Source organism: Streptomyces olivochromogenes (genome assembly GCF_021538895.1).
Taxonomy (GTDB): domain Bacteria; phylum Actinomycetota; class Actinomycetes; order Streptomycetales; family Streptomycetaceae; genus Streptomyces; species Streptomyces olivochromogenes_A.
This window is the reverse complement of sequence record NZ_JADDRL010000111.1, coordinates 1-13,565: the sequence shown is the minus strand read 5'-3', so window position 1 is coordinate 13,565 and position 13,565 is coordinate 1. Positions and strand designations below refer to the sequence as shown.

Below are 13,565 nucleotides of genomic sequence, written 5' to 3'. Positions count from 1 at the left end.
GCACGGAAAACCCCTGGTCCGTTCAGGTGCGGACCAGGGGTTACGGCTGTTATTGCCTGAATTCCGTAACGGTCACGGACGGCCCAATTCCTGGCCAGAGCTTGCGGCGTCGCACGCCTGTGCGCGCAACGCCCGTGCCAGGTCGTCCCTCGCCTCCAGCACCAGCCGGCGCAGAGCGGGGGCCGCGTCCTGGTGCGACTGGAGCCACGCGTCCGTCGCCGCCAGCGTCCGGGGCGAGTCCTGGAAGGACGGGAACAGACCCCGGACCACGTCCATGCCGATCTGGATCGACCGCTCCCGCCACACCCGCTCGATCGCCGCGAAGTACTTCTCCGCGAACGGCGCCGTCAGCTCCCGCTGCGAGGGCTGGTCGAAGCCCAGGATCGTCGCCTCCACCAGGGCGTTGGACAGCGCGTCCGACTCCACCACCTGCGCCCACGCCTGCGCCTTGACCGCCTCCGAGGGGCGGGCGGCCAGACAGCGGACCTGGTGGCGCTTGCCGGAGGCCGTGTCGTCGCGGGCCAGTTCCGCGGCCAGCACCGACTCGTCCGCCACCCCGTGCGCGGCGAGCGGCTCCAGCAGCGCCCAGCGCAGCTCCTGGTCCACCTCCAGACCGTCGATCTTCGTGGCGCCGTCCAGCAGGTCCTTGAGCAGCTTCAGGTCCGTCTCGGCGGACGCCGCCGTCGCGAAGAAGCGCGCCCACGCCAGCTGGTGCTCACTGCCCGGCTCGGCCGCGCGCAGCTCGGCGAGGGCCCCCTCGGCCAACTGCCGCTCGCCCGTGGCCCGCCACTCGGGCGCCACGTAGTGGACCAGCGCCGAGTTCGCCCAGGCGTGCAGCATCTGCAGCACGCCGATGTCGGACTCGCGGCCGGCGAAGCGCAGCACCAGGCCGATGAAGTCCCGCGCCGGCAGCAGCGCGTCGCGGGTCATGTTCCACAGCGCGGACCAGCACACGGCGCCGGCCAGCGGGTCGGTCAGCGCGCCCAGGTGGTCGCGCAGGGTCGTCAGCGAGGTCTCGTCGAGCCGGACCTTGCAGTACGTCAGGTCGTCGTCGTTGACCAGGACCAGCTCGGGCGCCTCGGCACCGGCCGCCTCCGCCACGACCGTCCGCGGGCCCTCGACGTCGGCCTCCACGCGCGCGTACCGCTCCAGGCTCCCGGCCGGGGTGCGGCGGTACAGGCCGACAGCGATCCGGTGCGGGCGCAGCTCGGGGTGCGACTCCGGAGCCTCCTGGAGCACGGCCAGCTCGGCCACCCGGCCCTCCGCGTCCAGCAGCACCTGCGGGGTCAGCGAGTTCACCCCGGCCGTCTGCAGCCAGGACCGCGCCCACGCCGCCATGTCCCGGCCGCTGGTCTCCTCCAGGACCGACAGCAGGTCACCGAGGCGCGTGTTGCCGTACGCGTTGCGCTTGAAGTAGCGCCGGGCGCCCTCCAGGAACGCGTCCTGGCCGACGTACGCCACCAGCTGCTTGAGCACCGAGGCGCCCTTGGCGTAGGTGATGCCGTCGAAGTTCAGCTTGGCGTCCTCCAGGTCACGGATGTCCGCCGTGATCGGATGCGTGGACGGCAGCTGGTCCGCGCGGTACGCCCAGGCCTTGCGACGGTTGGCGAAGGTGACCCAGGCGTCCTTGAAGCGGGTCGCGCCGACGTTCCCGAACGTGCCCATGAAGTCCGCGAAGGACTCCTTGAGCCACAGGTCGTCCCACCACTCCATGGTGACCAGGTCGCCGAACCACATGTGCGCCATCTCGTGCAGGATGACGTTGGCCCGCGCCTCGTACGACGCCTGCGTCACCTTGCCGCGGAAGATGTACTCCTCGCGGAAGGTCACCAGGCCCGGGTTCTCCATCGCGCCCATGTTGTACTCGGGCACGAACGCCTGGTCGTACTTCCCGAACGGGTACGGGTAGTCGAAGTGGTCGTGGAAGAAGTCCAGGCCCTGCTTGGTGATCAGGAAGACGTCGTCGGTGTCGAAGTGCGGGGCCAGGCCCTTGCGGCACATGGCGCCCAGGGGGATCTCCAGCCGCGTGCCGTCCTCGAAGACCCGCTCGTAGGAGTCCGTCACATAGTGGTACGGGCCCGCCACCACGCAGGTGATGTACGTCGAGATCGGCTTCGTCTCGGCGAACCGCCAGACCCCGTCGGCGCGTTCGCCGACCCCGTTGCTCCACACCGTCCAGCCCTCCGGCGCCCGCACCTCGAAGCGGAAGGGGGCCTTGAGGTCCGGCTGCTCGAAGTTGGCGAAAACACGCCGCGCGTCGGCCGGCTCGTACTGGCTGTAGAGGTAGACCTCGCCGTCCTCCGGGTCGACGAAGCGGTGCAGGCCCTCGCCGGTGCGGGAGTAGCCGCACTGGGCGTCGACCACCAGCTCGTTCTCGGCGTCGAGCTCCTCCAGCTGGATCCGGGTGCCGTCGAAGACCTCGCTCGGGTCGAGATCCCTGCCGTTGAGGGACACGGCGGTCACGCTCGACGCGATCAGGTCGGCGAAGCTCGACGCGCCGGGCTCGTTGCAGCGGAACCGGATCGTGGTCACCGAGCGGAACGTGCGCGGCTCACCGTCTCCCGCGTCGACGGCGGACCGCACGTCGAGCGACACGTCGTACCCGTCGACGGACAGCAGGGCGGCCCGCTCCCGGGCCTCGTCGCGGGACAGATTCTCACCGGGCACTGAAGCACTCCCTCTGACCATGTCGGACACATCTCGGATACGGCGGAACAGCACCGATCCTGCCATGCGCCCCTGACACGGGTCAGCAGGGAATGGGATGCGGGTGGCCGATGTTGCGCGAACGCGAGCACGCACCCCTGAGGAGAGCCATGTCCGACACCGCGACCGGTGGCAAGACCCCCGTCGACTTCTGGTTCGACCCGCTGTGCCCCTGGGCCTGGATGACCTCCCGATGGGTGCTGGAGGTGGAGAAGGTCCGCGACATCGAAGTCCGCTGGCACATCATGAGCCTCGCGGTGCTCAACGAGCCGAAGCTCGACGAGCTGCCCGACGGGTACCGCCAGCTGATGACCACCGACGCGTGGGCGCCGGTGCGCGTGGTGACCGCCGCCTGGCAGAAGCACGGCGACGACGTCCTCGGCCCGCTCTACACCGCGCTGGGCACCCGCATCCACAACAACGGCGAGGGCCCGACCGTCGAGGCCGTCGCCGGCGCGCTCGCCGACGTCGGCCTGCCCGCCGACCTCATCGACTACGCCGACCAGGAGAACTTCGAGTTCGACGCCGAGCTGCGCGCCTCCCACAAGGAGGGCATCGAGAAGGTCGGCCAGGACGTCGGCACGCCGGTCATCGCGGTCCCGGGCGCCGACGGCGAGCAGATCGCCTTCTTCGGCCCGGTCGTCACGCCCGCCCCCAAGGGCGAGGACGCGGCCCGCCTGTGGGACGGCACCCTCGCGGTCGCCTCCGTCCCCGGCTTCTACGAGATCAAGCGCAGCCGGACGGCGGGCCCGGACTTCAGCAACCTGTAGGCCACCCGGCCCAGGCACCCGCGCGGGCGCGGCCCTGACCTCCCCCCTCCGGGCCCGGTCAGTGCCGCGCCCGCGTCCGTGCCCGGGCCAGCCGTTCGAGGTGCTCCTCGTAACCCTTCGTGTAGTACGCCGCACGTTCCGGGTCCGGCTCCACGACCGTGGCCGGCTCGGTCCAGGGCGCGGTGTCCAGTGCCACCCCGTACCGCTCGGCGGCCGCGAGCACCGCGCCCCGCGCGCCCACCTCGCCCTCGACCACCCGCAGCGGCCGGCCCAGGACATCGGCGAGAAGACGCGTCCAGGCGGGACTGCGGGTGCCGCCGCCGCACACCGCGAGCGTGCCGGTCAGGCCGGCCGCCGCCAGACAGTGCCGGGCCGCGTAGCCGATGCCCTCGCAGGTCGCACGGATCAGGTCGGCCGGCGTCGACTCCAGACAGACACCCGTCAGTTCGGCGCGCAGCCGGGGCTCCACGAAGGGGGCGCGCTCGCCCGAGGGCGCGAAGTACGGCAGTACGCGCACCCCGTGAGCGCCCGGCGGGGTCCGCGCCAGCAGGGCGTCCACCTCCTCGTGCCGAACGCCCGTCGTCCTCAGCACCCAGTCCAGGGCAGCCGTGCCGACCATCGCGGGCATGGCGCGCAGCCAGTGGCCGGGGCGGTCGGTGGAGATGTACAGGCCGGCCGGCTCCCCGGTCAGGTCCAGCTCGGTGGTGGCCACCAGGGCGGCCAGACAGGTGCCGACGATCAGCAGACCGTCACCGGGGGCCGTGACGCCGGCGCCCAGCGCGCAGGCGGGCAGGTCGTACGGCCCGTTCGCCAGCGGGGTGCCCGCCGGCAGCCCCTCGCCGCGCGCCCGGCCGGTCGCCACCGGGTCGCTGATCGTCGGCAGCAGGCCCCGGCGGTGGGCGAGGCCCAGCAGCTCTACGACACCGTTGTCGTACGACCGGGTGCGCGGGTCGAGGAACGGCATCGATGCGTCCGACACGTCCGTCGTCGCCCGCGCCCCGCCGGTCAGGCGCTGGAAGACCATGTCCTTGCAGAAGACGGCCGCGGCCGCCGCGTCCAGGGACGCCGGCTCGTGGCGGTCGAGCCAGGACAGCAGCGGGCCGGGGCAACCCGGGAACATGGCGTTGCCGGTGCGCCGGAACACCGTCTCGAAGGTGCCGTCCGCCAGCCACTGGTCGAGCAGTTCGTCCGCCCGGCCGTCCATCCAGGAGGCGGCCGCCCGCACCGGAAGCCCCTTCGCGTCGACCAGCCACACCCCGTCGCCCTGCCCGGTGAGCCCGGCCAGCTCCACCGGCCCCGGCACCCGCGCGCTCAGCCCGTCGAGCACGGTGACGACCGCGCCGTACACCTCGTCCATGTCCTGCTCGACCCGGCCGTCCCGCAGCTCCAGCCCCACCGGCCGGGCCTCGACGGCCAGCTCCCGGCCGACGGCATCGAACGCGGCGGCCTTCACCATGGACGTACCCACATCGATCCCGACGTACATACCGACTCCTCTTGTGGCTCGTTCGCCTTCGGGGCGCCCGAGCCGGTGTCGAGACCACGATCGTGCTCAGCCCTTCGGGCCTCCGCGCGCTCGCGGCCTCGACACCGGCGCGCCCCTGCGGCTCACTCGCGGCCGGCGCGTTGGCATGCGCGGCCTTGGACGGCCCTCGCCGTTGCTTCAGGCAATGCGTTCCATTACGTCCGTTTCAGGTAGTTCGGCTGTCACGTGAGGCAGTGCGCCAAGGGCTCGCCGCGTGTCCAGCGGGCCACCTCCTCGGCCGCGATGTGTGCCGCCTTCTCCGCCACCGCGCGGCTGGCGCCGCCGAGGTGCGGGGTGAGGACCACCCGGTCGGCCAGTCCCGGCAGTCGTGAGTCGGACGGCAGCGGCTCCTGTGCGTAGGTGTCCAGGGCCGCCGCCGACAGGTGGCCCGCCTCCAGCGCGTCGCACAGTGCCTCCTCGTCCAGCAGGGGGCCCCGGGCCGCGTTCACCACGACCGCGCCGGGCGGCAGCAGCGCCAGCTCGCGGGCGCCGATCAGGCCTCGGGTCTCGGGGGTGAGGCGGGCGTGCAGGGTGATCACCCGGGAGCGGCGCAGGAGTTCGTCGAGGGAGGCCACGCGCAGGCCGTGGATCTCGCCGTGCACGTACGGGTCGTACACCATCACCCGCGCCCCGAACGCGCCCAGCACCCGCGCGACCCTGCCGCCCACCGCCCCGTACCCGATCAGTCCGACCGGCAGGTCCTCCAGCTCCAGACCGGCGCGCTCGTACGTGTAGTAGGCCGCCCCGGCCCAACTGCCCTGCCCGGCAAGGAGGTCATGGGCCTGCGGGATGCGGCGCAGGGCGGCGAGCAGCAGGCCGACGGTGAACTCGGCGGTGGCGGCCGCGTTGCGGCCGGGCGCGAAACACACCCGCACGTCGTGTCGCTTGGCCGCGTCCAGGTTGACGTTCACCGGCCCGCCCCGGCACACGACGACCAGCCGCAGCTCGGGGCAGGCGTCGAGGACGCGTTCGGTGACCGGGCCCATCTGGGTGACCAGCACCTGCGTGTCGGCGAGCGCGTCGATCAGCTCGTCCTCGGCGTCGCTCGCCTCCGCGACCTCGGCGACCGGGCCGAAGGGGGTCAGGGGCCAGTCGAGGGTCAGTTCTCCTACCTCGCAGACGAGTTCGCGGGCGATGGCGGCCCGGATGAGCGAGGGCAGGACGAAGTGGTCGCCGGCGGCCAGGACGCGCAGGGTGGTGGCGGAGGTCATCGCAGGGGTCTCCCGTCTCGGCGTTGAGGACTTGGGCGAGTGGTCGGGCCGGTCGGGGGCAACAGGTCGGATCGATTCGTTGACAGAGGGTGTAACGGCCGGGTTGGGGCGTCAATCCCTCGTGGGGGGAGAAAACTCGGGGACGAGTGGGAAGTTCATGGTTCGGTTCGTGGGATAGCGGGAGGTCGGGGGACGGATGGACGGGAGGTTCGGGGATGGTGTCCGAGGGCGCGGCCTGGCTGGGAATCGACCTGGGGACGCAGGGCGTTCGCGCGCTGCTGGTGACCGTTGACGGCCGGGTTCTGGGCAGCGGTTCGGCCCCGCTGAGCGGTCGGCGCGAGGGGGTGCGGCACGAGCAGGATCCGGGGCGGTGGTGGGAGGCGGTGTGCCTGGCCGCCCGCGCCGCGCTGAAAGGCGGGCACGGGGTCCGGGGTGTCGCGGTCTGCGGGACCTCCGGGACCGTACTCCTGACGGACCCGGCCGGGCGGCCGCTGAGCCCCGGGCTCATGTACGACGACGGGCGGGCGGCGCGGGAGGCGGCACGGCTGCGCGAGGCGGGGGTGGCGGTGCAGGACACGTGGGCGCTGCCGAAGGCACGGTGGCTCATCGACGCGTACGGCCCCGGACGGGTGACCCATCAGCCCGACGTGATCACCGCGCGCCTCGTCGGGCACGGGGTGCCCACCGATTCCAGCCATGCCCTCAAGACGGCGTACGACGTGGAGCGCGACGCCTGGCCCGAGGGCACGGGCGTTCCGCCGGACCTGCTGCCCGACGTCGTCCGTCCCGGCACCGCGCTCGGCGAGGTCACCCCGTCCGCCGCCGAGGCCACCGGCATCCCCGCCGGCACCCCCGTGATCGCCGGCATGACCGACGGCTGCGCGGCGCAGATCGCCTCCGGGGCGCTGCGGGAGGGGGCCTGGAACTCGGTGCTCGGGACGACGCTGGTGCTCAAGGGGGCCTGTGCCGTGCCCGTCCGAGACGACACCGGCGTGGTCTACAACCACCGTGCCCCGGACGGGAGCTGGCTGCCCGGTGGCGCGTCGAGCGTCGGTGCCGGAGCCCTGGGGGCCCGCTTCCCGGACGCCGATCCCGCCGCGCTGGACGCCGGGGCCGCCGCCTACGAGCCGTCGAACGCGCTCGCCTACCCGTTGGTGTCGCCGGGGGAACGCTTTCCCTTCCGGGCCCCCGACGCCACCCCGCTCCTGCTGGGCGAGCCCGTGTCGGACGCCGACCACTGGGCCGCGCTCCTCCAGGGGGTGGCGCTGACCGAACGCCTCTGCCTGGACTACCTGCACTCTCTCGGCGCCCCGCTGACCGGCCCGCTCGCCTTCACCGGCGGGGGCGCCCGCAGCGCCTACTGGAACCAGCTGCGCGCCGACGTCCTGGGCCGCCCGGCCCGCGTGCCCGAACAGACCGAACCCGCCCTGGGCATGGCCGCGTTGGCGGCCCTCGCGACGGGCGCGGCTCCCGCCCTCGCCGACGTCACCGACCGCATGGTCCGCATCCGTACGGTCGTCGAGCCGCGCCCCGACCGTACGGCCCGCTTCGCCGAGCCGTACGCCCGCCTCCTGGACGCCCTGGAAGCGCGGGGCTGGCTGCCCGCGCCGGTCGCGGCGCACGGTCGCGGCCGGCTCGACCCGGATACTTCTCAGTCATGAGCGCCGCACTCCTCCTCGCCCGCCACGGCCAGACCGTCTGGCACGCCGAGAACCGCTACGCCGGGGTGAGCGACGTCGCCCTCACCGACGTCGGGCGGGAACAGGCCGAGGCGCTGGGCCGGTGGGCCGCCGCGCATCCCGTCGACGCGGTGTGGACGTCCACGGTCTCCCGGGCGATCGCCACCGCCGAGCCCGCCTGCCGCGCCCTCGGTCTCACCCCGCACCGCGACGCCGACCTGCGCGAATGCGATTTCGGCGGGATGGAGGGCCGGACCCTCGCCGAGCTCGCCGCCGAGGATCCGCGGGCGGCGCGGGCCTTCCGCGACGACCCGGTGGCCCACGCCTTCCCCGGCGCCGAGGACCCGCGCGCCGCGGCCGCGCGGGGCGCCGCCGCCCTGCACCGCGTCGCCGCCGCGCACCCCGGCGGACGCGTCCTCGTCGTCGCCCACAACACCCTGCTGCGGCTGGTGCTCTGCTCGCTGCTGGGCATCCCGCTGGCCGAGTACCGCCGGGTCTTTCCGCGGCTGCGCAACGCGGCGGTCAGCGAACTCCGACTGGACGGCTCCTCGGCCGGCCTGCTGTCACTCAACGTGCCCTGCGCGCCGTAGCAGGACCGGGACGACGGGAAAGCCCCCGCGAGTCAGGTTCTCGCGGGGGCTTCCTCATCCGCCTGCCTGCGTGAAGGGTGAGAAGACGATCACGAGGCAGGACGTCTCCCTGTCCGTCGGGGCGTCAGGGCGTCAGCAGCAGGACGTCCGCGCGGGACCGGGCGGCCGCGTAACGGCGCGCCACGTCCTGCCAGTTCACGACCTGCCACATCGCCTCGACGAAGTCCGCCTTCTGGTTCCTGTACTGCAGGTAGAAGGCGTGCTCCCAGGCGTCGAAGACCAGGATCGGGGTCGAACCCTGGCCCACGTTGCCCTGGTGGTCATAGACCTGCTCGACGATCAGGCGCCCGCTGAGCGGCTCGTACGCCAGCACGCCCCAGCCGGAACCCTGGGTGGTGGCCGCCGCCTTGGACAGCTGGGTCCTGAACGCGGCGAAGGAGCCGAAGGACTCGGCGATCGCGTCCGCCAACTCGCCCACACCGTCCCGCGCGAGGGGCTCGCCGCCGCCGTCGCCGGTCATGTTGTGCCAGTGGATCGAGTGCAGGATGTGGCCGGAGAGATGGAAGGCCAGGTTCTTCTCCAGACCGTTGACCGAGCCCCACGCCTCCTTGTCCCGTGCCTCGGCGAGCTGCTCCAGCGTGTCGTTCGCGCCCTTCACATAGGCCGCGTGGTGCTTGTCGTGGTGCAGCTCGATGATCTCGGGGCTGATCACGGGAGCCAGCGCGGCATAGTCGTACGGGAGTTCAGGCAGCGTGTAGACGGGCATGGGTGGTCCCCTCCGAACCTCTTATTGCAAAGAGCTTGCAACTACACGCTAGCAACAAAAAGGCCCCCGCAGATGCACCGCGAGGGCCTTTCGGGAGGCTGTGGCGAGGTCAGGACCTGGCGCGCACCCGCTGCCGGACGTAGCCCGCGACCGCGAGGAGCAGCGTCATCGCGCCGGTCGAGTACAGCTGCGTCCGCGTGTCCGGCTCCCGGGCCATGAGTACGAAGATCGCCGCCATGCCGGCCAGCGCCACCCAGGTCAGCACCGGAAACGCCCACATCCGGACGACCAGGTTCTCGGGCGCCTCCCGCTCGATGCGGCGGCGCAGCAGCAGCTGGGAGACCGCGATGAAGACCCAGACGACCAGGATCACCGCGCCGATCATGTTCAGCAGCCACTTGAAGACGTCGTCCGGCCGCCAGTAGCTGAGCACCACGCAGACGAAGCCCAGCACGCAGGAGGTGAGGACGGCGACGCGCGGGACCCCGCCGGAGACCTTCGCCAGCGGCTTCGGGCCCTGGCCGCGCTCCACCAGCGAGTAGGCGATGCGCGAGGAGCCGTAGATGTTGGCGTTCATCGCGGAGAGCAGGGCGACCAGGATGACCACGTTCATCAGCTGGTCGGCGCCGGGGATGCCGATCTCCTTCAGGGCAGCGACGTACGGGCCGTCCGTCACGACCGACTCGGCGTCCCACGGGACCAGCGTGACGATGACCGCCATCGAGCCGATGTAGAACAGGGCGATCCGCCACATGGCGGTGCGCACCGCGCTCGCCACACCCTTGACCGGGTTCTCCGACTCCGCCGCCGCGATGGTGACCGTCTCCAGGCCGCCGTAGGCGAAGACCGAGGCCAGCAGGCCGATGACCAGACCCTCGCTGCCGTTCGGCAGGAAGCCTCCCTGGCCGGTGAGGTTCGAGACGCCCGGGGAGTCCGTGCCGGGCAGGACGCCGGCGACGGCCAGCACGCCCAGGATCAGGAACAGGGAGATCGCGCCGACCTTCAGCGCGGCGAACCAGAACTCGAACTCGCCGAAGTTCTTCACGGCCGCGAGGTTCGCGCCGCAGAACACGACCATGAACAGCGCCACCCAGGCCCACTCGGGCGTGCCGGGCAGCCAGCCCGTGACGATGTGCGCCGCGCCGATGCCCTCCAGGCCCACGGCCGTGCAGAGCAGGACCCAGAACGACCAGCCCGCGGTGAAGCCCGCCCAGGGACCCATCGCCCGCTCGGCGTGCGCCGAGAAGGAGCCCGAGGACGGATAGGCGGCGGACATCTCGCCGAGCATCCGCATCACCAGCATCACCAGGAGGCCGGAGACGGCGTACGCGATCACGATCGACGGACCGGCCGCGGCGATTCCCGCGCCGGAGCCGACGAACAGGCCCGCGCCGATCACACCGCCGAGGGCGATCATCGACAGGTGGCGCTGCTTGAGACCGTGGGAGAGGGCGGCGCCGTCCTGCTGCTGCGGTGGCGTCTGTGTGGTGGTGCTGGGCATGTGCGCGACTCGTCCAGATGCAAAAGAGCGGGCAAAACGCCCACAGTCTGGGCGGCCCGTCCGCTCACACGAGGGAGCCGCCCACTATCCGGACACCGACTGTACGCAGGGTGAACGCGCTGTTACGCCGCACCTGGGTGGGCGGCGCCAGGCGCCGCCCTGTCCCCTTTCTCTGCTCCCTATGTGCTCCCTTTGGCGGGAATGCACAACCCCGTCGACGGCCGCGCGCGTGAGCGATGCGTCCTCACCTCAGTGATCGGGGTCACGTCGTACCCGGTGTAACCGGCATCCTTTGTCAGGAGCCCACCAAGCCCGTGTCCCACCCTTTGTCGAGCGCTGACGGTGATCGACTCCAGCGCCCTGGGATAGCGTCGCCGTGTCCCAACGTGCCCTCACCAGCGGAGTCCTCATGAGCACCGCCACCGCCGCCGTCCGCCCCGGCGCAGTACTCGCCGATCTCCTGCCGTCCCCCAAGCTCTCGGCTTCGCTCGAGCAGGGCGGTGCCCCCACGCGCGTGCGGGACGTCGCCCTCGTGGTCGGCGGTGCCGTGCTCACCGGCCTCGCGGCCCAGATCTCCGTCCCGGTGCCCGGCTCCCCGGTGCCGGTGACCGGCCAGACCTTCGCCGCCCTGCTCGTCGGCACGTCCCTGGGCGCCGGCCGCGGCTTCCTCTCCCTCGCGCTGTACGCGGTCGCGGGCGTCGTCGGTGTGCCGTGGTTCGCGGGCGGCACCTCCGGCTCGGCCGCCGTGTCCTTCGGCTACATCCTCGGCATGATCCTCGCCTCGACCGTCGTGGGTGCGCTGGCCCGTCGCGGTGCCGACCGCTCCATGCTGCGCATGGCGGGCGCGATGCTGCTCGGCGAGGCCATCATCTACGCCGTCGGCGTCCCGTACCTGGCCTACGCCGCCGACATCTCCGCCTCCAGCGCCATCGCGAACGGCCTCACCCCGTTCCTGATCGGCGACGCCCTCAAGGCCGCGCTGGCGATGGGCCTGCTGCCCGCCGCCTGGCGCTTCGTCAACAAGCGCTGACGCCACAGTCCTCACGGAAGAGGCTCGCCGGGTCGCACCGCGACTCACTCCGGCGAGCCTCTTTCGCGTTCAGCCCCGCTGTCGTACCTCGGCCGGGCGGCGCTGCGACCACCACAGCCCGGCCGCGCCGGCCGCGACCAGCGCGGCACCGGCCGCACCGAGCGGCAGTACGTCACGGCCCACGCCGGTCTTGGGCAGCTGGTCGCCGCCCGGGGCCACGGGCTTGTTGTCGGTACCGAGCAGCAGCGGGGTGGCCGGGGCGTTCGGCGACGGGTTCGTCGTACCGAACGGCACCGGGCCCTGCTGCCAGAAGGTCTTCTTGCCGTCCGCGGTCTGCACCGGCAGGCAGATCTTCCCGGTCTTGCCCAGATCGAAGGTGGCGTCGATGTCGTACGACGTCGACTTGCCGGCCGCGAGATCACCGACCGGGCAACTGAAACCGCTGTTCGAACCTTCCGGCAGGTCCTTTTTCGCGAGTGCGTCGCAGCCCTGAACGCTGTTGACCTTCAAGCCGTCGAAGCCGACCACCAAAAGCCTGATGTCGCCGCTGTTCTTGCTTCCCCCGTTCTTTACGGTTGCGGTAATCGCAGTCTTTTGCGAACTGTTGTCGACCGAGATCTTCTCGGGCAGCAGCGTGCTGAGCTTCACGCCCGCCGGTGCCTCGTCAACTGCCTTTCCCCCCTTGCTGCTTCCCGGTCCCTGGTCATCGGCGACGGCCGTGAGCGGGAGGATCATCACGGCGGAGAAAGATGCCGTGACCAGCGATCCCGCGACGACCGTCAAACGACGAGAACTCATGTTCGTCCCCCTTGCAACCCCCTGGACTGCGCCTGAATTCGCAGTACTTGAAGAGGTACCACAAGATTTCTCCGCACTATGCTGGTACGGCTCGAAGTGTGACCATTGTGTTTCTGCAGAGGCGGTCGTTGAGGGGGGTGCGGCGGATTGCCGGGGAATGTGCGGAACGGCGGTGTTCCGGGGTTACTGGTGACGGGGCGGTACCGGCTGGTCGAAAGTATCGGCCAGGGGGGAATGGGACGTGTGTGGCGGGCCGCCGACGAAATGCTCGACCGGCAGGTCGCCGTCAAGGAAATGCGTATCGACGGGCTCGACGCGGAGGACACCCGCACCCGCCGTGAACGCACACTGCGCGAGGCGCGGGCCACGGCCCGGATCGACCACCCCAATGTCGTCCGCGTCTATGACGTCGTCGACGAGGGCGAGCGCCTGTGGATCGTCATGGAGTTGGTCGTCGGCCGCTCGCTGGAACGCGTCATGGTCGAGGAGGGGCCGCTGGGGCCGCGCGAGACGGCGCGGATCGGGCTGGGGCTGGTGGCGGCGCTGCGGCAGGTTCATGCCGGGGGAGTGCTGCACCGGGACATCAAACCGGGGAACGTGCTGGTGGAGAGCGGCGGCCGGCGGGTGGTGCTGACGGACTTCGGCATCGCGGCCATCCAGGACGCCAAGGCGCTCACCATGGTGGGGATGCTCGTCGGGTCCCCCGACTACATGGCCCCCGAGCGGATCTCCGGCCGCCCGCAGGGCTCGCCTTCGGACGTCTGGTCCCTGGGCGCGACGCTGTGCGCGGCACTCGGCGGCCGTTCTCCCTTCTCCCGCGACACGACACTGGCGACCCTGCACGCCGTGCTGTACGAGGAGCCCGAACTCCCGTCGGCAGCGGGCCCGTTGCGCCCGATCCTGGCGGCCCTCCTGGAGAAGGAACCGACGGTCCGCCCCCACCTGACGGAGATCGAAGCGGCCCTCCACCCGATCGCCCACCCGGCACC

Annotated in this window: 11 protein-coding genes; 5 read left to right on the top strand and 6 right to left on the bottom strand. The window is 71.8% G+C overall.

What is annotated here, in order from left to right:
- Positions 1–72: 72 nt before the first annotated feature.
- Positions 73–2,667 (bottom strand): aminopeptidase N, encoded by a 2,595-nt coding sequence (pepN, locus tag IPZ69_RS37160; protein ID WP_235459123.1) that lies wholly within the window; start codon positions 2,665–2,667, stop codon positions 73–75.
- 149 nt (positions 2,668–2,816) lie between these two features.
- Here pepN and IPZ69_RS37155 point away from each other — a divergent pair, with 149 nt between their 5' ends.
- Complete coding sequence (locus IPZ69_RS37155) at positions 2,817–3,476, top strand: DsbA family protein (protein WP_235459122.1); 660 nt, start codon at positions 2,817–2,819, stop codon at positions 3,474–3,476.
- 58 nt (positions 3,477–3,534) lie between these two features.
- Here the strand turns inward: IPZ69_RS37155 and IPZ69_RS37150 are convergent, their stop codons facing one another.
- Positions 3,535–4,962, bottom strand: coding sequence for an FGGY-family carbohydrate kinase (locus IPZ69_RS37150; RefSeq protein ID WP_235459121.1), 1,428 nt, complete (start codon positions 4,960–4,962; stop codon positions 3,535–3,537).
- 221 nt (positions 4,963–5,183) lie between these two features.
- Positions 5,184–6,212: a 2-hydroxyacid dehydrogenase gene (locus IPZ69_RS37145; RefSeq protein ID WP_235459120.1), complete on the bottom strand. Its 1,029-nt coding sequence runs from the start codon at positions 6,210–6,212 to the stop codon at positions 5,184–5,186.
- Positions 6,213–6,427: 215 nt separating this feature from the next.
- Here IPZ69_RS37145 and IPZ69_RS37140 point away from each other — a divergent pair, with 215 nt between their 5' ends.
- Together IPZ69_RS37140 and IPZ69_RS37135 are read left to right on the top strand one after the other, a co-directional pair.
- Positions 6,428–7,873, top strand: coding sequence for an FGGY-family carbohydrate kinase (locus IPZ69_RS37140; protein WP_235459119.1), 1,446 nt, complete (start codon positions 6,428–6,430; stop codon positions 7,871–7,873).
- Positions 7,870–8,481 carry a histidine phosphatase family protein gene (locus IPZ69_RS37135; RefSeq protein WP_235459118.1) on the top strand — a complete coding sequence of 204 codons (612 nt, stop codon included), beginning with the start codon at positions 7,870–7,872 and terminating at the stop codon, positions 8,479–8,481. The genes IPZ69_RS37140 and IPZ69_RS37135 overlap by 4 nt, the downstream gene beginning before the upstream one ends.
- A 124-nt stretch (positions 8,482–8,605) precedes the next feature.
- Here IPZ69_RS37135 and IPZ69_RS37130 read toward each other — a convergent pair whose 3' ends face one another.
- A complete protein-coding gene (locus tag IPZ69_RS37130; protein WP_235459117.1) occupies positions 8,606–9,247 on the bottom strand; it encodes a superoxide dismutase in 642 nt (213 codons plus the stop codon).
- A 109-nt stretch (positions 9,248–9,356) separates the two neighbouring features.
- Positions 9,357–10,748 carry an amino acid permease gene (locus tag IPZ69_RS37125; protein ID WP_235459116.1) on the bottom strand — a complete coding sequence of 464 codons (1,392 nt, stop codon included), beginning with the start codon at positions 10,746–10,748 and terminating at the stop codon, positions 9,357–9,359.
- A 409-nt stretch (positions 10,749–11,157) separates the two neighbouring features.
- Between IPZ69_RS37125 and IPZ69_RS37120 the strand changes: the two genes are divergently transcribed.
- Positions 11,158–11,778 (top strand): biotin transporter BioY, encoded by a 621-nt coding sequence (locus IPZ69_RS37120; RefSeq protein ID WP_235459115.1) that lies wholly within the window; start codon positions 11,158–11,160, stop codon positions 11,776–11,778.
- Positions 11,779–11,847: 69 nt separating this feature from the next.
- Here IPZ69_RS37120 and IPZ69_RS37115 read toward each other — a convergent pair whose 3' ends face one another.
- Entirely contained in the window at positions 11,848–12,576 is a 729-nt protein-coding gene (locus IPZ69_RS37115; RefSeq protein ID WP_235459114.1) for an LPXTG cell wall anchor domain-containing protein, read from the bottom strand.
- Positions 12,577–12,810: 234 nt separating this feature from the next.
- On the opposite strand from IPZ69_RS37115, the gene IPZ69_RS37110 reads away from it, so the two are divergent.
- Positions 12,811–13,565 (top strand): serine/threonine-protein kinase (locus IPZ69_RS37110; protein WP_235459113.1); only part of this gene is annotated, 755 nt, incomplete at its 3' end.

Coding starts and splice junctions, on each gene's coding strand:
- IPZ69_RS37155 (WP_235459122.1), top strand. CDS start 2,817: ATGTCCGACACCGCGACCGGTGGCAAGACCCCCGTCGACTTCTGGTTC.
- IPZ69_RS37150 (WP_235459121.1), bottom strand. CDS start 4,962: ATGTACGTCGGGATCGATGTGGGTACGTCCATGGTGAAGGCCGCCGCG.
- IPZ69_RS37145 (WP_235459120.1), bottom strand. CDS start 6,212: ATGACCTCCGCCACCACCCTGCGCGTCCTGGCCGCCGGCGACCACTTC.
- IPZ69_RS37140 (WP_235459119.1), top strand. CDS start 6,428: ATGGTGTCCGAGGGCGCGGCCTGGCTGGGAATCGACCTGGGGACGCAG.
- IPZ69_RS37135 (WP_235459118.1), top strand. CDS start 7,870: ATGAGCGCCGCACTCCTCCTCGCCCGCCACGGCCAGACCGTCTGGCAC.
- IPZ69_RS37130 (WP_235459117.1), bottom strand. CDS start 9,247: ATGCCCGTCTACACGCTGCCTGAACTCCCGTACGACTATGCCGCGCTG.
- IPZ69_RS37125 (WP_235459116.1), bottom strand. CDS start 10,748: ATGCCCAGCACCACCACACAGACGCCACCGCAGCAGCAGGACGGCGCC.
- IPZ69_RS37120 (WP_235459115.1), top strand. CDS start 11,158: ATGAGCACCGCCACCGCCGCCGTCCGCCCCGGCGCAGTACTCGCCGAT.
- IPZ69_RS37115 (WP_235459114.1), bottom strand. CDS start 12,576: ATGAGTTCTCGTCGTTTGACGGTCGTCGCGGGATCGCTGGTCACGGCA.